Raw genomic sequence first — 22388 nt, 5'->3', positions numbered from 1 at the left:
TAAGAAGCGATTAAGGACGGCGGCTGCCGGCTCGCACTCGGCATCGCTATAACGCTCACTTCGTCACAGGATCGACATGGACGTGCTGGCTACCCTCGTCGCGCTCCAGTTGCTGATGCCGCTCTGGGCGGTGCTCGCCTCCCCGCTGCTGCTGGCCTCGTGGTGGCTGCTGCGCATGCTGCGCCGACATCGGGTGCGCTCGCCGTGGGCGATGCTGGCGTTCGCGACGGCGTTCTCGCTGCTGGGCGCACCGATGCCCACGCCCATCATCACCATCCTGTATCCACACGCGCTGATGCTGATGGGGCCGGAAAGCCCACTCGCTGAACGCTTCCCCGAAATGCAGATTTGGCGGCTGTGGTCGCTGGCGATCACCTTCGTGGTCGCCTTCGTGCTCGCCTGGCTGGTGTTGCGCACCGAGACGCAGTCCGACGCGCACGAACCCGCCTAGCTTGCGCGCAGCTTCCGGTACACGCGCGCGATCGCCTGCGCGCTGCGCGATGCGTCGTCCTCGGTGGTCGCCCAGTTGGACACCGAAATGCGCATGGCGCCCTGTCCCTGCCAGGTGGTGCCGCCCAGCCAGCAGGTGCCTTCGCGCTGCACGCCATCGATGACGGCGCGCGTCAGCTCGTCGCTGTCGCCGAAGCGCACCAGCACCTGGTTCAGCGCCACCTCGTTGAGGATGCGCACGCCGTCCTCCTTCGCCAGTGCGTCCGCCATCTGCCGCGCGCGTGCGCAGCAACGGTCGACCAGGTCCTGCACGCCGTCGCGCCCCAGCGCGCGCAGCGTGGCGTACACCGGCACGCCGCGCGCCCGTCGCGAGAACTCCGGCACCCAGTCCACCGCATCGCGCTCGGCGCCCTGCGTTTGCACGAGGTAGGCGGCGACGGAAGTCATCGCGGCACGGTGCGCGGCGGCGTCGCGCACTATCGCCACGCCGCTGTCATAGGGCACGTTGAGCCACTTGTGCGCGTCGGTGGCCCACGAATCGGCCAGTTCGATGCCATCGGCCAGGGCACGATGCCGCGCACTGGCGCGCGCCCACAGGCCGAACGCACCGTCGACGTGCAGCCAGGCGCCACGCTCGCGTGCAAGGCGGCCGATCTCGGCCAGCGGATCGAATGCGCCGGTGTTCACGTTGCCCGCCTGCGCGCAGACGATGACCGGGCCTTCCAGCGTGGCGAGCACGTCACGCAGCGCATCGGCGTCCATGCGCCCCTGTTCGTCGGTCGCAACGCGGTGCACCGAACGCGTGCCCAGCCCGAGGTAACGCAGCGCCACGTCGATGGTGATGTGCGCCTCCACCGAGGCCACCACGTGGATGCGCGGCGCGCCGATCAGTCCGTCGGCTTCCACGTCCCAGCCGGCGCGTTCCAGCACGGCGTGGCGCGCGGCCGCCAGGCAGGTGAAGTTGGCCATCTGGCAGCCGGTGACGAAGCCCACGCCGGATTCGCGCGGCAGGTCGAACAGGTCCAGCAGCCATTGCGCGGTCACTTCCTCCAGTACCGAAACCAGCGGCGAGATCGCGTAGATGCCGGCGTTCTGGTCCCACGTCGACACCAGCCAGTCCGCGGCCAGGGCCACCGGATACGCACCGCCGATCACGAAGCCGAAATATCGCGGCGAGTTGCAGGCCACCGCACCCTGCTCGGCGTTCTCGGCCAGCAGGTCGATCACCTCGCCGCCTTCATCGCCCTGTTGCGGCAAAGGCACGTGCAGCGCGGTCAGCAGCTCTTCGCGGCTCGCTCGCGCACCGACGTGGCGGTCGGGCAGGCGGCGCAGGTAGCGGCCCGCATGCGCGCCGGCCCTCTCCAGGTATTCATCGAACACGGCGGACTGGAAGCGGTCTGTGGCCATGGCTCTCCTCCGTAGACCGGCCCGAGCATAAGCCACGCCGGATGCGCGTCCCGTCAGGCGCGCTGCAGGCCAATCGCGCAGTACGCTGCACGGCAGTGCCCGGCATGGAGACGCCCGATGGCCAAGCACCCCGCCCCGCCCGCCGCCGTGGTGGAACGCCTGCGACTGGTCTGCCTGGACCTGCCGGAGGTGGTCGAGGAAGCGGCATGGACCGGCACGCGCTGGTGCATCGCGCGGCACAACTTCGCGCACGTGGTGATGATCGCCGACGGCTGGCCGCCGGCATACGCGAAGGCCGCCGGAACGCCCGGGCCGGCCTGCGTGCTGACGTTCCGCACGCCTCGTCCGGCCGTCGACATCCCACGCCTCGCACGTAAGCCCTACTTCCTGCCGCGCTGGTGGCCCGACATCGCCGGCATGACGCTGGACGCGGACACCGAATGGGACGACGTCGAGCAACTCCTGCTGGCCAGCTATTGCACGCTGGCGCCGAAGGGGCTGGCGCGACGGGTGATGGCCGAGCGCGGCTGAGCGACGGGCAATCCGATGGCCATGGCAGCGGCTATATTCCGCCGGTCGCCCGCAGGATCGTTTCGTGGAACCAACGCAGACACAACGGACCGGCTTGAACGTTCCCTGGCGCTACCTGCTGCTCGTCGTGGTGCCGCTGGCCGTCGCGGTGCTGCTGACGCGCATCGAGGCTCCGTCGCTGCCGCTCGCCAACATTCAGCCCGGAGCCGCCGCCCACGACACGCTGACCTCACCGCTGTCGCGCTTCCTGATGCAATTGCTGGTGGTGCTGTGCATCGCCAAGGGGGCCGGCTGGCTGCTGCGCCGCCTGGGCCAGCCCGCTGTGATCGGCGAGATGGCGGCCGGCCTGCTGCTCGGGCCGCTGCTTCTGGGCGCGGTCTGGCCGGAAGGACAGGCTTGGCTGTTCGCGCCGGAAAGCCTGGGCACGCTGGGACTGGTGAGCCAGCTCGGCGTGCTGATGTTCCTGTTCGTCGCCGGTGCGGAGCTGGAGCTTTCCACTCTGCAGGGCCGTCGCAGCCTGGCGGTGCTGGTCAGCCACGCGGGCATCGCGCTGCCATTCCTGTGCGGTGTGCTGCTGGCCTTCGCCCTGCACGCGGAGCACGCGCCGGCCGGCGTCGGCTTCGGCAGCTTCGCGTTGTTCATGGGCGTGTCGCTGAGCATCACCGCGTTCCCGGTGCTGCTGCGCATCCTGACCGACCGCGGCATCGCGCATACCGACCTGGGGCGCATCGCCATCGCCTGCGCGGCACTCGGCGACGCCAGCGCCTGGTGCCTGCTGGCGGTGATCGTCGCGACCGTGCAGTCCACCGGCTGGGGTGGCGCTGCGCTGAGCCTGGTGGGCACGCTGGTGCTCGCAGCGGCCGTGCTGACGCTGGCGCGGCCGTGGATCTCGCGCCGCGAAATCCGTCCCGAACTGGAAGGACGCAGCCTGATCTGGCTGCTGCTGTTGGCGCTGGCCTGCGCGCTGGTGACCGAACTGCTGGGCATCCACGCCCTGTTCGGCGCCTTCCTGGCCGGCATCGCGGTGTCCGGCAACGCGCGTCTGCGCCAGTTGCTGATCGAACGCGTCGAGCCGTTCGCCATCTCGCTGCTGCTGCCGCTGTTCTTCGCGATGACCGGCCTGCGCCTGCGCGTGGACGGCTGGCAATCCAGCGATCTGCTGCTGGGCGCGGTGGTCATCGTGGTCGCCACGCTGGGCAAGGGCGTGGGCACATGGCTCGCCGCACGCAGCGCCGGCATGCCCCGGACCGAGGCGCTGCGCCTGGGTGCGCTGATGAACACGCGCGGCCTGATGGAGCTGATCGTGCTGAACCTGGGCTACGAGCTCGGCCTGATCGGCGACCGCCTGTTCGCGGTACTGGTGGTGATGGCGCTGGTGACCACAGCGATGACGGGCCCACTGCTGGACCTGATCGAATGGCGCGCGGCGCGCAATCGTCACTGACCGCGCCTCGCTGGCCTCATACGCGCTGGCCCGTACGTTGCAGCCCGTGTGTGTCAGCCCGTACGCGCTTGCTCCGTGCGCGCTTGCACCATCCGCTTTTGCTCCTGGCTCGTCATCCCCGCGAAGGCGGGGATCCAAGGACTTTCCACGCTTTACCGGTGCTCATCTGCAGCGAGAGTGCCTCGCCGTTGGTTGTCATTCCCGCGAAGGCGGGCTCCGCTGTACTTCGGCGTAGCCGAACATCCAGGGACTTTTCACGCTTTGCTGTCGCTTCGCTGTTGCGTTGCTGTTGCACTTGAACAGCCAAGCACGTCGCTAGACCCGTAGGGCGTCGCACATGGATGTGCGGCGCTGAGCAAGGAGGCACGGAGTGAGGGCGATGCGTGCTTGCGAGCCACTGGCTCGCGCACTGCCCGAACGCCCGCACCGCAAGTGCGGGCCACGTGGCCAAGGCCACGTCCGACTTGCGGGGCGCCAACTCCCTTCCGGTCGTGGGATTGCTGTGTCGGGGAAGACCCTTTCTTTGGGTTACGTTTTTGACCGAAGGGAATCCAGTCGGACTTTGGGTCTAGCAAAGAAAAGTGACCCGGCTTTAGACGGACGGAAGCTTTGGCTCTTTCGTTCCGGAGACGCGCACGGTAAAGCGTGAAACGTCCCTGGATTCCCGCCTTCGCGGGAATGACGAGCAAGAGCTGAAGCAGAGATATGGCGGCTGCGTTGTTGCTGTTGCTCCCGAACAGCCAACGCTTCCCCCACGAGGCGCCCGGCAAAGCGTGAAACCTCCCTGGATCCCCGCCTTCGCGGGGATGACGAGCCAGAGCGTGACCGCTGGTGCCGTCCTGCCACCACCCGGGCTCGCCCGATAGGTCAGCGCTTCAGACCTCCGGCTCCTCGATCTGCCGCACCTCGCATTCCAGGTTCCACTCGTCGCCGTGCACCTGCAGGAAGCGGCGCGTCAGCTCCTCGGCTTCGTCCAACGAATCGGCCTTCAGGATCGCGTAGCCGCCGATGACTTCCTTGGTCTCGGTGAACGGACCATCCACGGTGGACATCTTTCCGTTGTGCAGCCGCACCCGCCGGCCCTGCGAGGTAGGTTGCAGGCCCGCGGTGTCGAGCAGCGCGCCGGAGCGCCGCAGTTCCTCGATCAACCGGGTCATCTCGTCGATCAGGCGCTGGCTGGGCACCTGCCCGGTGTTCTCGTTGATGCGGATCATCGAGAGGAATCGCATGGGATCTCCTTGTGGCGAAGCCCGCCCGCCGGCGACACCGGCGTGGAAGCGCACTTCTGCAGGGACGACGAACGGGCGGTGGGTGGATCGACATTCGGCGGATCGACATTCGGACCGGGTCACGCCGGGCGTCCGCGCCGCTCCGCTATGCTGCGGCCTTTCGCTGCCATCCTCCCGACCGATGACACTACCCGCGCACGTTCGCCTTTGCGCCTTCGCCCTGCTCCTGCTGGTGGCCAGCACCGCCGCCCAGGCCGCCGGCACGTACTTCCCACCGCGTGGCGACTGGGCACGCATCGATCCGGCACGTGCGGGCTTCGACCCGGCAAGGCTGAAGGAGGCGGTCGAGTTCGCGCAGGCGCACGACGCGCCCGAACCGCGCGACCAGTCGCTCTCCCTGGCGCAGAGCTTCGGCACCAGGGAGCCCTACTTCGAAGGACAGCTGGGCCCCACCGCGACGCGCGCGCCGATCAACGGCCTCATCGTCCATCGCGGCCGCGTCGTGGCCGAGTTCGGCGACACCCGCAGCGTGGACATGAGCCACAGCGTCACCAAGACCTTCCTCAGCACCGTCGTCGGCGTGGCCTGGCAGCGCGGGCTCATTAAGGACACCGACGATCGCGTCGCCGACTACATGCCGCGCGACGTCGACCTGTTCACGTCCGAACACAACGCGCCGATCACCTGGGAGCACCTGCTGCGCCAGACCAGCGACTGGCAGGGCACGCTGTGGGGTCGGCCGGACTGGGCCGACCGGCCGAGCGGCCCGCAGGAGCAGTGGCCCAACCGTGCACGCCATGCGCCGGGCAGCTTCTACATGTACAACGACGTGCGCGTGAACGTGCTCGCGCTGGCCGCGCTGCAGGTGTGGCGCCGGCCGCTGCCGGAAGTGCTGCGCGAACACGTGATGGATCCCATCGGCGCAAGCAGCCGCTGGCGCTGGCACGGTTACCGCAATTCGTGGATCGAGCTGGACGGACAGAAGATGCGGTCGGTTTCCGGCGGCGGCCACTGGGGCGGCGGCATGTTCATCGACGCATGGGACCTGGCACGCTTCGGCTATCTGTTCCTGCGTCAGGGCGAGTGGAACGGCCAGCGCGTGATCTCGCGCGAATGGATCGCGAAGGCCCGCACGCCTGGCCCTGCCAACCGCGAATACGGCTATGCCAACTGGTTCCTCAATACCGATCGCAAGGCCCTGCCCTCGGCACCGGAGAGCAGCGTCACGTTCCGCGGCAACGGTCAGAACATCGTCTATATCGACTGGGACAACGACCTGGTGATCGTGGTCCGCTGGATCGACCGCGGCGATGCGCTCGACCAGTTCATTGGCAAGGTGCTGGCTGCGCGGAACAGGTAAGCACGGTCGCGGCACAAGGCTTGGCGCCGCCCTCCACGTTCGATCGAGCCAACGCTACCGGAGCGCCTGCAGCCGACACTGGCGGCGCTCCGAAGTCACCGGAACATCAGAACGTCACCTTCACCGACGGCGCGCTGCGCTTGGCTTCGCCGTGGTACACCGCCTCGATGTTGTTGCCGTCCGGATCCAGCACGAAAGCCGCGTAGTAGCCCGGGTGGTAATCGCGTTTGCCCGGCGCACCATTGTCGATGCCGCCGTGCTCCAGCGCCGTCTTGTAGAACGCGTCCACCATCGCACGGTCCTGCGCCTGGAATGCCAGGTGGTGTCGGCCGGTCAACTGCCCCTGCGCGGCCTCGCTGTCGGCGGTGGAAATGAACAACTCGTCGTACCAGAAGTGGTCGTCACCGCTTCCGCCCTGCGGCACCTTCAACGTCTCGAACACCGCGGTGTAAAAGCGTCGGCTGGCGTCCAGATCGCGGACCACCAGCTGGATGTGGTCGATCATGCGGCCGCGATGCAGCTCCTGCGTTTCCATGAGCCTGTGCTCCGTGTGGTTGAGCCCGGATTACAGCATGCGCGTGCCGCACCGGACGGGCCGGCGCGGCAAGTGCGCAATTCCGATCAATGATGTCCGATCAATGGCGCATTTCCTGCTGTTCGCCGCCTTCCAGCTGCTGCTGAGGCGGCTGCTGCTCCTCGGTCACCAGCAGGTCGTGCACGCCTTCCACGCCACGCATCGATTCGATCATGGACACCAGCTCGTCGGCCTCGTCGCGCGGGGCAGTGCCCTTCAGCACGACGCGCCCGTAGTGCACGTCCACGTGGATGGCGTGGGGATGCGACACCAGTCGGCCCATCTTCGAACGGATGCGATCGTGCAGGCGTTCGTCCTCGATCGGCTCGTGCGAGAGGTGCGCACGCGTCTTCGCCACCACGCCACGAACGCGGTCGCTGGCGCGCTTGGTCTTGGCATGCACGTAATGCTGCGCGCCGTGCCCCATCGCCACGCCCTTGTCGCGCATCAGCGCGCGCCTGCGACGGCCGGCGGCAGGATCCATCAGGTACATCACCAGTGCCCCGGCCGCGAATGCGGCGGCAAGGCCCAGCACGGTATTCGCTCCGGAACGCAAACGCGCGGCGTCCACTCCCGGATTCATCGACATCGAGGGCCATCGCATGCGCCTTCCTCCTCAAGTCCGCGGGAACCATGGATGTTGCCATCGGGCTCGAAAACGCAGCGCGAAGACGCGCGGGCACTCGATTGGAACATTCAGGCGGATCGCACTCTTCCGCCGTCCGTAGAACGGCTTTCCAGCGGACTGCGCACCTGCGCGTAACGCGGCGTATCGTATGCCGCACTCCAACCGAGGCCCCGTCATGACCCGCCTGCTGAAACCCCTCGCCCTTGGCCTGCTCGGTATCGCCCTGGCCCTGCCGACCTTCGCCGCGCTGAAGACCGGCTCGAAGGCGCCGGACTTCTCGGCACCCGCCTACCTGGCCGGCAATCCCTTCACGTTCAAACTCTCCGACGCGCTGAAGAAGGGCCCGGTGGTGATGTACTTCTTCCCCGCGGCCTTCACCCCCGGCTGCAACCTGGAGGCGCACCTGTTCTCGCAGGCGATCGACCAGTTCAAAGCGCAGGGCGCGACCGTGATCGGCGTCACCGCGGGCAACGTGGACCAGTTGGCCGAGTTCTCCAAGTCGACGGAACACTGCGGCGGCAAGTTCCCGGTCGCCGCCGACCCCGGCGCGAAGATCGCGCGCCAGTACGACGCCATCCTCGACAAGAAACCGGAATGGTCCAGCCGCACGTCGTACGTGATCTCGCCGCAGGGCTCCATCGTCCACGTGTACTCGGACCTCAATCCGAACCGCCACGTGAAGGAAACGCTGGACGCGGTGAAGGCGTTGAAGAAGTAAGGCACTGAAGAAGGGACAAGTAAGGCACTGAAGAAATGGGTGCTGTTCGTGAGCAGCGTGGACGCACCGGGCACCTCGCTCGTCATCCCCACGAAGGCGGGGATCCATGGACTTTCACGCTTTGCCGGTGCCCGTCAGGAGCAATAGCCAAAGCTTCCGACCGGCTTTAGACGACGGAGGCTTGGCCGTTGCTCTCCTGAGGCAGCAGCAAAATGGATCCCGGCTTTCGCCGGGATGACGAGCGAAGAACGCCTGCGCCACTACTGCTATCGCCTTCACTGTTGCTGCGGTTGTTGCGGTTGCTGTTGCTGTCGCCGTTTGCCGTTGCCGTTGCTCTTGCTCGTCATCCCCGCGAAGGCGGGGATCCAGGGACTTTTCACGCTTTGCCGTCCGCGTGTCCGCCGCGAAAGCCAAAGCTTCCGGCCGTAGACGACGGAAGCTTGGCTGTTGCTCTCCTGAGGCAGCAGCAAAACGGATCCCGGCTTTCGCCGGGATGACGAGCGAAGAACGCCTGCGCCACTGATGCTATCGCTTTCGCTTTCGCTATCGCCTTCGCTGTTGCTGTTGCTCTTGCTCTTGTTCGTCATCTCCGCGAAGGCGGGAATGACGAGCAACGGCTGAAGGCCACCGGCTGAGCGACATCAGGTAAAGCGTGAAAAGTCCCTGGATTCCCGCCTTCGCGGGAATGACGAGCCAAGGCAACGGCATGGATCCCGGCTTCGGCGGGATGAGGAGCACGGCTGAAGGCCGCGCGGCTGAGCGACATCAGGTGAAGCGTGAAAAGTCCATGGATTCCCGCCTTCGCGGGGATGACAAGCAAGGGCGACGGCACAGGATCCCGCCTTCGCCGGAATGACGAAGCCGGAATGACGAAGCGGAGGGAGAAGCCCAAACAGGCAGCGACGTACGCTTAGCCCGCCCTCTTCCCCGCCCCACTCTTCTCCCGCAACGTCTCCTCGAACAACGCCAGCGACCGCTTCCATGCCTCCTTCGCCGCTGCCTCGTCGTACCGCGGCGTCGTGTCGTTGTGGAAACCGTGCTGCGTACCGGCGGGCTGATACAACTCGTACCGCACGCCGGCCTTCTTCAGCGCCTCCTCGTAGGCCGGCCAGCCGGCGTTGACGCGCTCGTCGTTGGCGGCCAGCACCACCAGCATCCTCGCCTTGATCTTTGACACGTCCTCCACCGCCGGCGCGGGGCCGTAGAACGGTGCGGCCGCGGCGAGGTCCGGCAACTGCGTGGCGAGGAAGTTGGACATGCCGCCGCCGTAGCAGAAGCCGATCACGCCCAGACGGCCATTGCCGCCGTCGACACTCTTGAGCATGCGCGCGGCGGCCAGCAGGTCCTGGCGCGTCTTCGCCTGATCAAGCTTCGCGAACTCGGCGCGGGCCTTGTCCTCGTCGCCCGGGTAGCCGCCCAGCGGGAACAGCGCGTCCGGTGCGAAGGCGATGTAGTTCTCCAGCGCGAGCCGGCGGGTCACGTCCTCGATGTGCGGGTTGAGGCCGCGGTTCTCGTGGATCACCAGTACCGTCGGCAGCGGGCCTCGCGCCTTCGCCGGCCGCACCAGGTAGCCACGGCCCTTGCCGTAGCCCTGCGGCGAATCGAACTCGATGTGCTTCGCGTCGAGTCGCTTGTCGTCCGGCTTGATCTGCTGCGCTGCGGCGAACTGAGGGCTCAGCGCCGCAAGCAATCCGGCCGCGGTGGTCGCGCCAACCGCAAAGCGCGCCGCACCCGACAGGAACCCGCGACGGTCGATGACGCCATGGACGTACTGGTCGAACAGCTTGAGCACTTCGGGATCGAAATCGCTGGCCGTCTTGCGGGGAGGAGTCGCCATGGGAACCTCGCGTGCCGGTGGGTGGCTGTGCGGACCTTAGCCGATAGCGGTCACGACAGTCCGCGGAACGTCGCCGGCTGCGACGACCTGCGCTCCTGCCGCGCCGGACCGTGCGCCGCGCACCGCTCACGCCCGCATCACACAACCGTGATGCAGCCGTCGCCACAGTGGCGCCACTTCTCCAGGACGGACGGCCCATGAGAACACCCGGTCTTGCGATCGCCTGCTGCCTGGCGCTGTTGTCCGCGCCCTGCCTGGCCCAGACACGCGCCGTACCGGCCGCGCACGTGGAGGTGTCGAAGGCGGCGACCGCGCTGCCTGGCGCCACTTACGCCTGGGTGCCGATGCCGGGCCAACTGCAGGCCGAATTCGACCGCCGGGTGCAGGACCCGAAACTGCGCACGCAGTTGCAGGCCGCGCTCGACCGCGCACTGCAGGCCAAGGGCTATCGCCGCACCGACGACCTGCCGAAAGCCGACATCGCCATCGCCTACCGCGTCGGCGTGCGCGACGTGCAGCAGGCGCAGGTGCGCGAAAGCGGACTGGCCAGCGCTCGCGAAGCCGCGGTCGAATGCCGCAGCGATGGCTGCTCGCAGATCGTCACGCAGGGCGCGAACGGCGCGCCGACCATCAAGGTGGACACCGTCGATACGGTGGAGGGCGGCCTGATGATCGAAGTGCTGCAGCCGGCGGACGTCCGCGTGCTGTGGCGTGCGCTCTATCGCGGCAGCGTCCGCGCGAAGGACAAGCGCCCGGTCGACCTGGACGCGATCGCGGCGCAGACGCTGGCGGACCTGCCGCGGGCCCCGGCGCGGTAGCGCATCCAGCGACGCCACCTCAGCGGCAGACCCGCGCCCGACCCCGGTCGAAGTGGAAGTGATCGGCATGCGCGCGGTTGTATTCCGGGCCGAGCACCGCGTCGAAGTATTCGCAGGCGCCATCGTGCACCTGGCGCAGGAAGCGCGATTCCGGCGTCGATGGGGCCGCGTCCTGCGCTACGGCTTCCCCGGCCGGTGCGTCCGCCTGCTGCGGGCCGGCTTCGCGCTTCCAGTCGCCCACGACGCTGATGCGGCGACCGTCTTCCAGCACGAAACCCGCGACATCCAGCGCATCGGCCGTGGCGTGCTGGCTGCGGCGGCGTCCGGCTTCGCCGTAAAGATTGCGGCAGGCGTACGAGCCGAAATGCTCGATCCGCTTCACGCGTGACCCCAACTGCGCCTGCGCGGCCTGCTGCAGCACGTGCCGTTCCCACATCGCCAGCGACAGGGCGGCGCGGCAAGTCAGCGAGAACGGCTCACCCACCGCGACGCTGGTGCGCTCGATGCGGACGGCATTGTCGAACCCGCAGTTCTCACCCGTGACACGATCTTCCAGCGGCGTCAGTCTCATCCCGGCCTGCGCCAGCGCCACCTGGCATGCGGCGCGGTCGTCCGATGCCCGCATCAGCTTGAAACGGGTGAGGAAGTTGGGCGCCGCATCGATGCGCAACGGTGCCCAGGGATTCCACCGCTCGGGAATGACGATGCGGCCGGACCATACGGCCCACGCCACCGCCGCGATCAGCAGCAACGGCAGCAGCCACAACAGTCCGGACCACGAGCGCGCGGAAGCCATGCATGACAGCGTCGTCAGCCACGATGCGCGCGTCAACCTCACGCATCGTCATGGTGTGAAAGCCACGTTGTGCTGAACCCCACAGCGCGCTCAACGCCGCACGAGATAGGCGTGCAGGTCGGCGATCTCGTCGACGGTAAGCGAGGAGAAATGTCGCCGGCTGACCTGGCTCATCATGCCCGTGGCGCTGTCCTTGCCGGCCAGCGTGGTCCCGGTGCGCAGCAGCCGCGCGAAGCTCTGCGCGTCGTACGCCTTGGCGACCTCCAGCGGCGGCGCGTGATGCGTGGTGGCATCGCCGCCTTCGAGATCGTGCCCGTGGCAGCCGCTGCAGGCGATGTAGGCCAGGTGCTCGCCGCGATCCTGCGTGCCGCGCTGCGCCAGCACCTGCGGACTTTCCGGCGGATCGCCCGCCAGCGTTTCCACCCGGAACTTTCCGGTCACCATCCCCAGGCGCGCCAGCGGCCACAGGTGCGTGGTCCCCAGCGTCGTCGAGTCCACCCGCGGCGCGCTGCGCACGTACGCGACCAGGTCGGCGATCTCACGGTCCGTGAGGCGCTGGTGCGCGGCGTTGGGCATGCCGATCGCCAGCGTGCCGTCGGCCTTGGTACCCGCCCGCATCAGGCGCACCCATGCCGCCGCGTCGTAATCGTCGCGAACCTGGGTCAGGTTGGGCGCGACCAGCCGCAGCACGTTGGGCTGGTCCATGAAGACCGCGCCGGACAGGTCGTCCTGATGGCAACCGCGGCAGCCCAGCACCTGGGCCAGCCGGGCGCCTTCCTTCGCGTCGCCCACCGGCAGCACGGCGGTCACCTCCACCTGTGGCCGGCGCAACTGCGACTGCGTCGTCGCGTACAGCACGCCGAGCCCGGCCCCGCCCAGCAGCACCAGTCCCGCCACCCCGATTCCCAGCCATTTAACCAACCGCTTCATCGCACGTCGTTCCACAGGAGTGTCCCGGGGTAACGGGGATCCGCGACGCGGCAGGCCAGCCGGGATGAAGGCTCCATCTGGAATCGCCCGATGGAATCATCGCCATCCGCACGCCCCGCCGACGTTGGCGGCGACGAGTTCGTCGTACCCGGCAGCCTCGCGTATGCCGAAGGCCGGCATGCCACGCAGACATTCGCCGAACGACCGCAGGCAGCACACCGCCGGTTTCCAGCTGGGTTATGTCGGGATCCGCGACGCCCGCGCGAGCGTCGGGGTGGTCACCGCCGACGAGGCCATCGAGGCTGACGTCCTGATCGCACCTGCGGATACGGCGATGTACGAGGTGGAAACGCGCGCGCCGCACATCGCGCGGACGACGAACAAGCCGCGGGCTAGGCCCGCTTCTCGTTCTCCGTGGCCTTGCGCACGATCTCCTCGTACAGCTGCACGATGCGGATGCCGAGATCGTGGAATTCGGCATTGCGGGCCACGAACTTCTGGCCGTCCTGCGCGTCTTCCAGCGCACTCTTGAGGAAGGCGATGTCGGCGTCGGTGAGTCGTTCGCCGGCGTCCACGCGCTTCTTCAGCGCCATCGCGCGCGGAAGCCGGAAGTTCAGCAGCCGCTCCAGCAGCGCCTGCATCGTGCCGGTGTCATCGATGTCTTCGGCCATGACCTGCTCCGCGCGCAGGAGAGCGACATTCTGCGCCGGGCACGCATGCGCCGGCTTCACGACGGATTCACGCCATCGTGGCGCAGTTGCGGCTTCCGGCGAGTCCCCGTGCGCTGCCGCCCCGGTCAACGCATCGCATGAGGCATGTCAGCGAGGACTGGTCGACTCGTTGGCGGGCCACACGCCGTAATCGACGTCTTCGACCTGATCGATGCGCAGCCTCGCCGCCTCCACCACCATGCGGCAGGCCTTGTCGCCGAACTCCGCGGTCGGCAACCCGTCGAAGTGCAACACGGCGACGGGTCGGAACGGCGTGCGCTGGAACGAGATGAGCGCGCGACCGCACCACGGTTCATCCGTGGTCAGGCGGTCCAGCACCACGGCGATCACGTAACCGCGGTGCATGCAGGCCGGCACCGCGGCGATGCCGATGGCTTCGTAACGTCCTGCGTGATGGAGCGCGGGCCCCACGGCGGACGCAGGCGACTGATGCGTAGGCCGCTTCGGGCCGGAAGGACGCGTGCGGCCCTTCACCCCGGATGCAACGAAACTGCGCGGTACGCTCATTCTGCCGTCGATCGACTCGCCTGCCTGCAGTTACGCATTGGCGCAGTGACGGGGGTGTAACCAAGCTGAAGCGTGGCTGGACAACACCATCATTCGAACGGCTGCACCATCGCCTTCAACAGGCTGCGCTGTTCGTCGTCGCCGGTGAGTTCCCACATGAAAACGCCGCGCAGGCCCTGCTCGCGTGCAAAGCGCGAGCGGATGCCGATGGAGCGCGGATCCTCGTAGCTCACGAACACCTTCTCTTCCGCGTTGAACAGCCACGGCGTCTGCGCGACCGGATGCCAGTGCCGGCGCCACTTCGGGTCGTCGAGTTTCGTCGCGCGCAGCGTGCGCCAGTCGCCGGCGTCGTACGGCTCGCTATACGGCTGGTACAGGCCGTCGTCATCGGCGCTGTCCACGCGGAATCCGCGCCCGTAGAACGGCACGCCCAGCACCAGCTTGTCGGCCGGCACGCCGTGGTCGCGGTAGTACTTCACGGCGCCTTCGACGTTGTTCCAGCGACGCAGCGCGGGATCGAGCGGATCGGCCGGGTCCTCGCGCAATGGCGCGTTGAACGTCGCCACCTTCGAGAACGCAGTGCCCATGTCGTACGTCATCAGGTTGATGAAATCGAGCACCTTCGCCAGCGCGGCGAGCTCGAAGCTGCGCGCGGGATCGTAGGCACCGTCCGACTGCATGCGTCCGACCGGCAGCGCGGCGGTGACCAGGAATGGCTGGCCGCGCTCCTTGCCCAGCGCATCCAAGCGCTCACGGAATGCCTGCGCCAGCAGCGTCATGTTGCGGCGGTCCTGCGGGCGGTCGGTGATCTCCTTCGGCCCGCCGTACACCGGGAATTCCCAGTCGATGTCCACGCCGTCGAAGCTGCCGCGATGCGTGTCGAAGAACATCGCCACGCACGAATCGACGAAGCGCTTGCGGCTCTCCGCCGTCAGCGCCGCATCCGAAAATCCGCCCGCTTCCCAGCCGCCGATGGAAATCAGCGTGCGCAGGTGCGGATGCCTGCGCTTGAGCTCCGCCAGCGCCGTGAAGTGTGCCGTTGCTTCCGGCGCGACGACGCACTTGCCGTCGTCGATGCGGGCGAAGGCATAGAACAGGTGCGTGAGGCGGTCGGCGGGGATGTTGGCGACCGGATACCTCTCCGCCGAGCCGTCCGGGTAATACGCGCCGATGACGTGGCGCTTCGTGGCGTCCGCATCGGTGGCCATGGCGGGCGCGAACGCGCCTGCCACCAGAAGTACGGCGGTGCTCAGGATCTGGCGGAACATCGGACCTCCGGGCATTGGCGTCGCGGGCATGCTAGCGCGGGTGAATGGTGTCTGCGGAGTGCGTGATGCCGCGTTTGCGTGAGAGCGAGCGCAAAGCGGGAAACCGTAGGAGCGAGCTTGCTCGCGACATCCGGACCGATGCGGCAACTGCTGCGCATAGCCGGAGGCGTAACGGCCAGTCGCCAGCAAGCTGGCTCCTACGAAGCGCGCCCCGCGCACGGCGGCCTGGCCGCGATCGGTTGGCTTCGGCGTGAGAGCGAGCGCAGCGCGGAACCGTAGGAGCGAGCTTGCTCGCGACATCCCGGACCGACGCGACAACCGTTGCGCATAGCCGGAGGCGTAGCGGCCAGTCGCCAGCGAGCTGGCTCCTACAAAGCGCCCCCGCGCACACGCTTGGCGTGATCGGTTGGCTTCGGCTTGAGAGCGAGCGCAGCGCGGAACTGCAGGAGCGAGCTTGCTCACGACCTCCCGTACATGCGGCAATCGCCAGGCACGGTCCGAAGCTGGCGGCCACTTCGGCGCATGAATCGGATATCGCGATTCGCGAGCCGGTGCCACTTTCATCGCATTGCCTACGTGATGCGACTCGGATGACGCCGACTCCCCTGCCCCGGTTCTGCCTCGCGCTCACGCTGGCGCTCAGCGCGAATGCCTCCGCGGACTGCAATCTCGCCTTTGCGCCCGACGAGATCCGCCAGCGGGTCCGGCAACATCACCACCACGCGTCGTCGACACGCGACGTACCACCGCGGGCGCTCACACCCATCGTTGCCCCCGCGCGGGCGAAGCCGGATCGCACCGCGCCGGCATCCGAGGCCCCGGTCTCCAGTGAACGTCGAAACGCCTCGAACACCCTGGGCTCGGCGACACACACCCGCCCCGTGGACCATTGAGGCCACGAGGCCGACGCATCGCGTCAGCGATGCGCCAGCACGTACTCCAGCGCCGCGCACACCGCCGCAGCTTGCGCCGCATTGCACTGTTCCGGCGTGGCGCGCGGGCTGTCCGGATAGACCTCGGTGGTGGTCTTGTACGGCGCATCGGTCATGCCGGCGCACAGGCCCAGCTTGGCCAGCGGGTAGCGGATGACGCCCGGCGCGACCACCGGCGAGCCGATGATCTGGCCGTCCGCATCGGCGGGTGCGATGTGGGTGATCTTCGACACCGCTTCGATCACCGCCTGCTGGAAGGCCGGCTGCGGACGTTCGCTGTCGTCGACCAGGTAGAAGCCGTCCGGCACGCCATCGGGTTCGAACGGTTTGCCGTCGCGCGCGGCCAGCGCGGGGCGGAACTCGGACTCGTCGGTGTCGGTGGTTTCGTGCAGGTCGATGTGCATGACGATGCGTTCGCGCGCTGGCGCGATGAGTTGCATCAGCGCCGCCGATTCGCCGGCCGGGCTGTTCTCGCGGAACGAGCGGTTCGGATCGATCGCATCCGGGTTCCAGCGGTGGATGCGTTCGTACGCCCAGGGACTGACGCAGGGTGCGATCAGCAGGTCGATGCGGCCGGCGAAATCGTCGGCATGCTTGTCGACGAAACGGAGCGCACCGTGCACGCCGCTGGTCTCGTAGCCGTGGACACCGCCGGTGACCAGTGCGAGCGGGCGATCCCCGTTCCAGTCGCGGCTGCGGATGGCGAACAGCGGGAACGACTCGCCGCCGTACTGCAGTCGGCCGTATTCCTCCACGTCGAAGCGCGGGCGCAACCGCTCGATCACGCTCACCACCTCGTCAGCGTAACTGCGACGACGCACCTGGCGCGAAAGCCAGTCGGCCTTCTCCGCCGCGCCCCAGGGCTGGCCGGGCGTGCCGATGGGATAGAAGGCCTGGTCGTTCATTGCGTTGTGCCCTGTAGGTACTGGATGGAATCGATGTGGGTGCAGTGCCTGCACGCCCTCCGTCCCCGCGACGAGCGAACGGTCAGCGGTGCAATGGCGACGGGCGCAAGCTGCCACGCCGCCAACGCATGGTGCTTACCAGATGCGCACGCGCTGTTCCGGCGGCAGGTACAGCGCGTCGCCGGGCTTCACGTCGAACGCCTGGTACCAGGGGTCGAAATTGCGCACCGGGCCGTTGGCGCGGTACATCGCCGGCGAATGCGGGTTGGTCTTGATCTGCGTGAGCAGCGCTTCGTCGCGGTACTTGTTCTTCCAGATCTGGCCGAACGAGAGGAAGAAGCGCTGGTCGCCGGTCAGGCCATCGATCACCGGCGCGGGCTTGCCGTGCAGGCTCAGGCGATACGCCGTGTAGGCCATCGACAGGCCGCCCAGGTCGCCGATGTTCTCTCCCATGGTCAGCGCGCCGTTGACGCACTGGCCTTCCAGTGGGCAGTAGGCGCCGTACTGCGCGCCCAGCTTCTTCGTGCGCTCGTCGAAGCGCGCGCGGTCCGCGTCGGTCCACCAGTTGCGCTGGATGCCGGCGTAGTCGGACTTGCTGCCCTGGTCGTCGAACCCGTGACCCATCTCATGACCGATCACCGCGCCGATGCCGCCATAGTTCACCGCCGGGTCGGCGTTCACGTCGAAGAACGGCGGCTGCAGGATGCCCGCGGGGAACACGATCTCGTTGAAGGTGGAGTTGTAGTACGCGTTGACCGTCTGTGGCGTCATGCGCCATTCGTCGCGATCGGTCTTCTGGCCGATGCGGCGATTCTCGTCGGCGCGGTCGAAGCGACGCATGGTGATGGCATTGGCGACCAGGTCGCCCGGCACGATGGTGACGCTGGAATAGTCGGTCCACTTTTCCGGGTAACCGATCTTCGGGCGGAAGGTCTCGAGCTTGCGGTACGCCTCGGCCTTGGTCTGCTCGCCCATCCAGTCCAGCTTCTGGATGTTCTGGCGCAGCGCGGCGCGCAGGTTCTCCACCAGCTGGTCCATGGCGGCCTTGGACTCGGGCTTGAAGTAGCGCGCCACGTACATCTCGCCGACGGCGTCGCCCAGGCCTTCCTTCGCGCCGACCAGGGCCACGGCGCGCTTCCAGTCCTCGCGCTGCGCCTTCTGCCCGCTGAGCACCTTGCCGTTGAACTCGAACGCGGCATCGTCGATGGCGCGGCTGAGCAGCGGCGCGTTGCCGTCGATGGCATGGAAGGTCAGATAGTCGCGCCACACCGGCAGCGCGGTGGCCGTGATCACGTCCAGCACCGGCTGCACCGCGTCCGGCGTGACCACGTTGACGCGATCGGGCTGCGGCATCTCCTGATCGTGCAGGTGCGCGGTCCAGTCGTAGGACGGGAACTGCTTCTGCAGGTCTGCGAACGTGACCACGTTGTAGGTCTTGTCGCGATCGCGTCGCTTCGCGCGATCCCACTGCGGCCGGGCCAGCGCGGTTTCCAGCGCCAGCACCGCCTCGGCGCGCGCCTTGCCGTCGGTGACGCCGGCAAAGCCCAGCATGCGCTGGATGTGCTGCACGTAGGCCGCGCGGATGGTTGCGAAGCGCGCATCGGGATTGAGGTAGTAATCCTTGTCGGGCAGGCCCAGGCCGCCGACGTTGAGGCTGACCAGGTACTGGTCGGGGTTCTTGCGGTCCAGGTCCACGCCCAGGCGCACCGGCGAGGCACTGGCGTCGAGGTCGGCGTTGGCGAAGGCCGCGATCAGGTCCGCCTTCGAATCGATGGCGGCGATGCGATCCAGCACCGGCTGCAGCGGCTTGATACCGGCCGCGTCGCGCGTGGCGCGGTCCATGTAGCTGGCGTAGTAGTCGCGCACCTTCTGGCCGTTGCTGCCCGGCTTGAGGTCGGTGCGGCGCTGCAAGTCCTCGATCAACCCGTGCACCTGCTCCTCGGAGCGGTCGCGCAGGCGGTTGAACGAGCCGTACGAGGTCTCATAGTCCTTCAGCTGGTAGGTCTTGAGCCACTGGCCGCTGACGTATTCGTTGAAGTCGTCGCCCGGCTTCACCGACAGGTCGCGCGCGCCCAGGTCCACGCCGAACTCGCCCAGTTCGGGCTTGCCCGCCCGGCCGGCGGCGATGGAAACGGCGGACACCAGGCCAAGCGCGATGGCCAGGCCGAGGCTGAGGGGCGAAGACTTCATCCGGAGTGGTTCCAGTTGGACAGGATCGCCGAGGCTAACGGGCGGCCGGGGCGGGGTCGAGTGACTTTGGTTGGCAAAACGGGGCCCAGCCGGGATCGGCACAGATGTACCGCGGACCATGGCTGCGGGTCTTCATCGGGGTCTCGATACTTGTCGGCCGACATGGAGGCGCCCCGCCAGGTGGTCCGTCATTCCCGCGAAGGCGGGAATCCAGTCATCCGACGCATCACCACACGCCGAAAGGCCGAAGCCTCGACCGTCCCTACCCCAGCCGCTTTTCGAACCAGTGATCCGCGTACGGGTTGTCGTTGTACCGGGCGATCTCGCGATAGCCGTTGCGCGCATACAGCGCCCGCGCTTCGACCAGCGTGCGATTGGTGTCCAACCGCAGCGTGGTCAGGTGCATCTGGTGGGCGTGCGCCTCCAGCGCGTCCAGCAACCGCTGCGCGATGCCCAGTCCGCGCGCGTCGGGCGATACCCACATGCGCTTGATCTCGCCGATGCCCGGGCCGATGACCTTCAGCGCGCCGCAGGCCAGCGCGGCATCGTCCAGACGCGCCAACAGCAGCACGCCCGAGGGTGGCACCAGTTCCTGCGGATCGGCCGACGGCCCCACGGAAGCGTCGAAGCCGCTTTCGAACCGCTCGTCCAGTTCGCGCAGGTAGGCATCGATGCACGCGCGCGCATCCGCACTTGTCGGGTCGGCCACTTCGATGCGCACCGCGGCGGCACGCATCAGGCGCTCCACCTCGGCCATGGCGCCGGTCAGCCGTTCGCGCTGGCTGGGGCCGAGTGAGGCCAGCAGCGACGTCGCGAAGTCCTGCGAGCGGCGGTCCAGCAGGTCGACCTCGCGCCGACCCTTGGCGGTCAGCGTGACGCGACGCACCCGCGCATCCCCCGGCGCTGGCTGCGATTTCGCCAGCCCCTGCGCCTCCAGCGAGCGCAGCAGCCGACTGAGGTAACCCGAGTCCAGCGACAGTCGCGCGCGCAGGTCTCGCACCTCGGCGCCGTCACGACCGATCTCGAAGATCAGCCGCGACTCGGCCAGCGGCCGGCCGCGTCCAAGGTAGTCGTCGGTCAGCACGCCGATCCGCCGCGTAACCGCGCGGTTGAAGCTGCGAACCTGCCGGATCTGTCGCTCGTCCATTAGCTGACTTTAGTCAGGTAAATCGGGCGGTGCAAGCCACCTCCCCTTCCAGGCCGCCGGTTCACCGCTTCGTCACAAGCGGCTCAGCAAGCTCACGCGCGCGAACCGATGCATGGCCAATCGAAACCACGCGCCATCGGTCGGCTCGGCTCTCGATCAGTCTTCGCAGTGCCTGGAGTCACTTGCCGAAGGGGGCATCGTGTCGGGGAACGACTGGGGCGCGAACGGACAGCGTGGCGGTCAGCCGCGCCGCCGCAACCTTGGAACCACGCTTGCCGGCCTGCTTCTGGCAGCGCTTCTCCAGCTGGCAGTGGCGACCGTCGCAGCGCAGGTAGCACCCGCGAAGGCCCCGGATACGCCGGCCAACGCCGCACAGGCCGAGCCGGACGACGGCGTCCGCGAAGCGACCGCGCGCTTCTTCAACCGCGACATCGTCACCTTCCGCGCCGAATTTCTGGGACGCTCGCCCGACACGCGTGCCCGTGCGGCGGAAGAGAACATGCGTCGCGTGGTGGAGCAGCGCGGCATCGCGACCGTCGCCTTCCAGCAGGCGCCACAGGGATTGATCGTGCTGCTGGGCGGGCAGATGGTGTTCGCGGTCCTGCCGGGCGATCTGGACCATCTGTCCAACCAGACCATGGCGCAGGCACAGGCGGACATCGCCCGCAGGCTGGGCGCGGCCGTGAACGCGGCCGAACGCGAATACACGCCGCGCCAGTTGCTCAACGGCGTATTGCTGTCGGCGCTGGCCACCGTCATCGCCATCGTCGTGTTCCTGCTGCTGTTGCGCGTGGTGCGCGCGATCGAGACACGCGCGCACGACGCCATGGACCGGCGCGTCGCCGGCATGCAGCACGAAGGCGTGCGGCACATGGTTTCCGCTCTGCACACCCTGGCCGGGTGGGCGTTGCGCATCGTCTTCTGGGTGATGGGGCTGTTGCTGCTGGAGGAATGGGCGCGCTTCGTGCTGGGGCAGTTCGCGTTCACGCGCCCCTGGGCGGAGGCGATGACGGGCTGGATCGCGACCGAGCTGTCGCGCTGGGGCCATGGCATCGCTGCCGCGATTCCCGGCCTGGTCGCCGCGGCCGCGATCCTGCTGCTGGCAAGGCTCATCGCGCAGACCATCAGCGTCACGTTCCGCGGCCTGCAGTCGGGACGATTCAAGTTGTTCGGCATCGACGCCGAACTGGCCGAACCCACGCGCAAGCTGGTGGTCGCGATCGTGTGGCTGTTCGCCATCGCCATGGCCTACCCCTACCTGCCCGGCGCGCAGACCGATGCGTTCAAGGGCCTGAGCGTGCTGGTTGGTCTGATGATCTCGCTGGGTGCTTCCAGCATCGTCGGCCAGGCCGCGGGCGGATTCACCATCATCTACTCGCGCACCATGTCGGTCGGCGATGTGGTGCGCGTAGGGGAGATGGAAGGCATGGTGCAGCAGATCGGCCTGTTCACCACGCGCCTGCGCACCGTCACGGGCGTGGAAGTCAGCATTCCCAACAACGTGGTGCTGGGTGGGCAGCTGCAGAATCTCTCGCGTCATCCCGACGGCCCCGGCATGTGGCTGGAGACCGGCGTGACCATCGGCTACGACACGCCGTGGCGCCAGGTACACCGTCTGCTGCTGCAGGCTGCGCAGGACACGCCGCGCATCCAGCGCGAGCCTGCGCCGTTCGTGCTGCAGACCGCGCTGTCCGACTTCTACGTCGAGTACAAGCTGCGCGCGCGCGTTGCCGACGCGTTCGGACGTGCGCTGGTGCTGAGCGAACTGCACGCCAACATCCAGGACCGCTTCAACGCAGCCGGCGTTCAGATCATGTCGCCGAATTACGAGGCCGATCCGGAAGCGCCGAAGATCGTGCCGCCAGCCAACTGGAATCCAGACCAGGTGTGAGGCCCTCATCGGCCTGCTCGCCTTCAAATGGTTCAGGCAGTTGCTCGTGAGTACCGGGTGAAGAATCACGCGTCGGTTGCACTCAACAGGGCGAC

Annotated in this window: 21 protein-coding genes; 7 read left to right on the top strand and 14 right to left on the bottom strand. The window is 67.8% G+C overall.

The window, feature by feature from the left end:
- The first annotated feature begins 76 nt into the window (after positions 1-76).
- A complete protein-coding gene (locus VFE83_RS12645; protein WP_324906653.1) occupies positions 77-451 on the top strand; it encodes a hypothetical protein in 375 nt (124 codons plus the stop codon).
- Here the strand turns inward: VFE83_RS12645 and VFE83_RS12640 are convergent.
- Positions 448-1857 (bottom strand): pyridoxal phosphate-dependent decarboxylase family protein, encoded by a 1410-nt coding sequence (locus tag VFE83_RS12640; protein WP_324906651.1) that lies wholly within the window; start codon positions 1855-1857, stop codon positions 448-450. The two genes, VFE83_RS12645 and VFE83_RS12640, sit on opposite strands and share 4 nt — an antisense overlap.
- 117 nt (positions 1858-1974) lie before the next feature.
- Between VFE83_RS12640 and VFE83_RS12635 the strand changes: the two genes are divergently transcribed.
- Together VFE83_RS12635 and VFE83_RS12630 are read left to right on the top strand one after the other, a co-directional pair.
- Positions 1975-2388, top strand: a complete 414-nt coding sequence (locus VFE83_RS12635) for a hypothetical protein (protein ID WP_324906649.1) — start codon at positions 1975-1977, stop codon at positions 2386-2388.
- A 94-nt stretch (positions 2389-2482) separates the two neighbouring features.
- A complete protein-coding gene (locus tag VFE83_RS12630) occupies positions 2483-3832 on the top strand; it encodes a cation:proton antiporter (RefSeq protein WP_324906647.1) in 1350 nt (449 codons plus the stop codon).
- Positions 3833-4707: 875 nt separating this feature from the next.
- On the opposite strand, the gene VFE83_RS12625 is transcribed toward VFE83_RS12630, so the two are convergent.
- Complete coding sequence (locus VFE83_RS12625; protein ID WP_324906645.1) at positions 4708-5061, bottom strand: YciI family protein; 354 nt, start codon at positions 5059-5061, stop codon at positions 4708-4710.
- 181 nt (positions 5062-5242) lie between these two features.
- Here VFE83_RS12625 and VFE83_RS12620 point away from each other — a divergent pair, with 181 nt between their 5' ends.
- Positions 5243-6421, top strand: coding sequence for a serine hydrolase (locus tag VFE83_RS12620; RefSeq protein ID WP_324906643.1), 1179 nt, complete (start codon positions 5243-5245; stop codon positions 6419-6421).
- Between the two features lie 106 nt (positions 6422-6527).
- On the opposite strand, the gene VFE83_RS12615 is transcribed toward VFE83_RS12620, so the two are convergent.
- Both VFE83_RS12615 and VFE83_RS12610 read right to left on the bottom strand, forming a co-directional pair.
- The gene (locus tag VFE83_RS12615) at positions 6528-6956 is read right to left on the bottom strand and encodes a VOC family protein (protein ID WP_324906641.1); all 429 of its coding nucleotides are present in this window, start codon (positions 6954-6956) and stop codon (positions 6528-6530) included.
- Between the two features lie 100 nt (positions 6957-7056).
- A complete protein-coding gene (locus VFE83_RS12610; protein WP_324906639.1) occupies positions 7057-7599 on the bottom strand; it encodes a BON domain-containing protein in 543 nt (180 codons plus the stop codon).
- A 199-nt stretch (positions 7600-7798) separates the two neighbouring features.
- On the opposite strand from VFE83_RS12610, the gene VFE83_RS12605 reads away from it, so the two are divergent.
- The gene (locus VFE83_RS12605) at positions 7799-8341 is read left to right on the top strand and encodes a peroxiredoxin (protein ID WP_324906637.1); all 543 of its coding nucleotides are present in this window, start codon (positions 7799-7801) and stop codon (positions 8339-8341) included.
- A 275-nt stretch (positions 8342-8616) separates the two neighbouring features.
- On the opposite strand, the gene VFE83_RS12600 is transcribed toward VFE83_RS12605, so the two are convergent.
- Both VFE83_RS12600 and VFE83_RS12595 read right to left on the bottom strand, forming a co-directional pair.
- The gene (locus VFE83_RS12600) at positions 8617-8928 is read right to left on the bottom strand and encodes a hypothetical protein (protein ID WP_324906635.1); all 312 of its coding nucleotides are present in this window, start codon (positions 8926-8928) and stop codon (positions 8617-8619) included.
- A 323-nt stretch (positions 8929-9251) separates the two neighbouring features.
- Positions 9252-10178, bottom strand: a complete 927-nt coding sequence (locus VFE83_RS12595; RefSeq protein ID WP_324906633.1) for a dienelactone hydrolase family protein — start codon at positions 10176-10178, stop codon at positions 9252-9254.
- Between the two features lie 197 nt (positions 10179-10375).
- Between VFE83_RS12595 and VFE83_RS12590 the strand changes: the two genes are divergently transcribed.
- On the top strand, positions 10376-10996 hold the full coding sequence (locus tag VFE83_RS12590) for a DUF4136 domain-containing protein (RefSeq protein ID WP_324906631.1): 621 nt from the start codon (positions 10376-10378) through the stop codon (positions 10994-10996).
- Positions 10997-11015: 19 nt separating this feature from the next.
- Here VFE83_RS12590 and VFE83_RS12585 read toward each other — a convergent pair whose 3' ends face one another.
- The 8 genes from VFE83_RS12585 to VFE83_RS12550 all read right to left on the bottom strand — a co-directional run bounded on the left by VFE83_RS12585 (position 11016) and on the right by VFE83_RS12550 (position 20402).
- Positions 11016-11792 carry an extensin family protein gene (locus tag VFE83_RS12585; protein ID WP_324906629.1) on the bottom strand — a complete coding sequence of 259 codons (777 nt, stop codon included), beginning with the start codon at positions 11790-11792 and terminating at the stop codon, positions 11016-11018.
- 90 nt (positions 11793-11882) lie between these two features.
- Positions 11883-12722, bottom strand: coding sequence for a c-type cytochrome (locus VFE83_RS12580; RefSeq protein WP_324906627.1), 840 nt, complete (start codon positions 12720-12722; stop codon positions 11883-11885).
- A gap of 392 nt (positions 12723-13114) precedes the next feature.
- Positions 13115-13393 carry a hypothetical protein gene (locus VFE83_RS12575; protein WP_324906625.1) on the bottom strand — a complete coding sequence of 93 codons (279 nt, stop codon included), beginning with the start codon at positions 13391-13393 and terminating at the stop codon, positions 13115-13117.
- Positions 13394-13540: 147 nt separating this feature from the next.
- Positions 13541-13864 carry a hypothetical protein gene (locus VFE83_RS12570; protein WP_324906623.1) on the bottom strand — a complete coding sequence of 108 codons (324 nt, stop codon included), beginning with the start codon at positions 13862-13864 and terminating at the stop codon, positions 13541-13543.
- Between the two features lie 185 nt (positions 13865-14049).
- On the bottom strand, positions 14050-15228 hold the full coding sequence (locus VFE83_RS12565) for a glycoside hydrolase family 18 protein (RefSeq protein ID WP_324906621.1): 1179 nt from the start codon (positions 15226-15228) through the stop codon (positions 14050-14052).
- Between the two features lie 916 nt (positions 15229-16144).
- Positions 16145-17065: a M14 family metallocarboxypeptidase gene (locus VFE83_RS12560; protein ID WP_324906619.1), complete on the bottom strand. Its 921-nt coding sequence runs from the start codon at positions 17063-17065 to the stop codon at positions 16145-16147.
- 135 nt (positions 17066-17200) lie between these two features.
- Positions 17201-19255, bottom strand: a complete 2055-nt coding sequence (locus VFE83_RS12555; RefSeq protein ID WP_324906617.1) for a M13 family metallopeptidase — start codon at positions 19253-19255, stop codon at positions 17201-17203.
- Between the two features lie 262 nt (positions 19256-19517).
- Positions 19518-20402 (bottom strand): helix-turn-helix domain-containing GNAT family N-acetyltransferase, encoded by an 885-nt coding sequence (locus VFE83_RS12550; protein ID WP_324906615.1) that lies wholly within the window; start codon positions 20400-20402, stop codon positions 19518-19520.
- Between the two features lie 112 nt (positions 20403-20514).
- On the opposite strand from VFE83_RS12550, the gene VFE83_RS12545 reads away from it, so the two are divergent.
- The gene (locus tag VFE83_RS12545) at positions 20515-22293 is read left to right on the top strand and encodes a mechanosensitive ion channel family protein (RefSeq protein ID WP_324906613.1); all 1779 of its coding nucleotides are present in this window, start codon (positions 20515-20517) and stop codon (positions 22291-22293) included.
- Positions 22294-22388 lie beyond the last annotated feature (95 nt).

It is taken from the genome of Lysobacter sp., from assembly GCF_035655815.1.
In the GTDB taxonomy this organism is placed as follows: Bacteria; Pseudomonadota; Gammaproteobacteria; order Xanthomonadales; family Xanthomonadaceae; genus Lysobacter_J.
This window is presented reverse-complemented; position numbering and strand designations above follow the sequence as displayed.

What these genes read in the sequence shown, in the direction of transcription:
- VFE83_RS12645 (WP_324906653.1), top strand. Translation starts at nt 77, where the DNA reads ATGGACGTGCTGGCTACCCTCGTCGCGCTCCAGTTGCTGATGCCGCTC.
- VFE83_RS12640 (WP_324906651.1), bottom strand. Translation starts at nt 1,857, where the DNA reads ATGGCCACAGACCGCTTCCAGTCCGCCGTGTTCGATGAATACCTGGAG.
- VFE83_RS12635 (WP_324906649.1), top strand. Translation starts at nt 1,975, where the DNA reads ATGGCCAAGCACCCCGCCCCGCCCGCCGCCGTGGTGGAACGCCTGCGA.
- VFE83_RS12625 (WP_324906645.1), bottom strand. Translation starts at nt 5,061, where the DNA reads ATGCGATTCCTCTCGATGATCCGCATCAACGAGAACACCGGGCAGGTG.
- VFE83_RS12620 (WP_324906643.1), top strand. Translation starts at nt 5,243, where the DNA reads ATGACACTACCCGCGCACGTTCGCCTTTGCGCCTTCGCCCTGCTCCTG.
- VFE83_RS12615 (WP_324906641.1), bottom strand. Translation starts at nt 6,956, where the DNA reads ATGGAAACGCAGGAGCTGCATCGCGGCCGCATGATCGACCACATCCAG.
- VFE83_RS12610 (WP_324906639.1), bottom strand. Translation starts at nt 7,599, where the DNA reads ATGCGATGGCCCTCGATGTCGATGAATCCGGGAGTGGACGCCGCGCGT.
- VFE83_RS12605 (WP_324906637.1), top strand. Translation starts at nt 7,799, where the DNA reads ATGACCCGCCTGCTGAAACCCCTCGCCCTTGGCCTGCTCGGTATCGCC.
- VFE83_RS12600 (WP_324906635.1), bottom strand. Translation starts at nt 8,928, where the DNA reads ATGACGAACAAGAGCAAGAGCAACAGCAACAGCGAAGGCGATAGCGAA.
- VFE83_RS12595 (WP_324906633.1), bottom strand. Translation starts at nt 10,178, where the DNA reads ATGGCGACTCCTCCCCGCAAGACGGCCAGCGATTTCGATCCCGAAGTG.
- VFE83_RS12590 (WP_324906631.1), top strand. Translation starts at nt 10,376, where the DNA reads ATGAGAACACCCGGTCTTGCGATCGCCTGCTGCCTGGCGCTGTTGTCC.
- VFE83_RS12585 (WP_324906629.1), bottom strand. Translation starts at nt 11,792, where the DNA reads ATGGCTTCCGCGCGCTCGTGGTCCGGACTGTTGTGGCTGCTGCCGTTG.
- VFE83_RS12580 (WP_324906627.1), bottom strand. Translation starts at nt 12,722, where the DNA reads ATGAAGCGGTTGGTTAAATGGCTGGGAATCGGGGTGGCGGGACTGGTG.
- VFE83_RS12575 (WP_324906625.1), bottom strand. Translation starts at nt 13,393, where the DNA reads ATGGCCGAAGACATCGATGACACCGGCACGATGCAGGCGCTGCTGGAG.
- VFE83_RS12565 (WP_324906621.1), bottom strand. Translation starts at nt 15,228, where the DNA reads ATGTTCCGCCAGATCCTGAGCACCGCCGTACTTCTGGTGGCAGGCGCG.
- VFE83_RS12560 (WP_324906619.1), bottom strand. Translation starts at nt 17,065, where the DNA reads ATGAACGACCAGGCCTTCTATCCCATCGGCACGCCCGGCCAGCCCTGG.
- VFE83_RS12555 (WP_324906617.1), bottom strand. Translation starts at nt 19,255, where the DNA reads ATGAAGTCTTCGCCCCTCAGCCTCGGCCTGGCCATCGCGCTTGGCCTG.
- VFE83_RS12550 (WP_324906615.1), bottom strand. Translation starts at nt 20,402, where the DNA reads ATGGACGAGCGACAGATCCGGCAGGTTCGCAGCTTCAACCGCGCGGTT.
- VFE83_RS12545 (WP_324906613.1), top strand. Translation starts at nt 20,515, where the DNA reads ATGGCCAATCGAAACCACGCGCCATCGGTCGGCTCGGCTCTCGATCAG.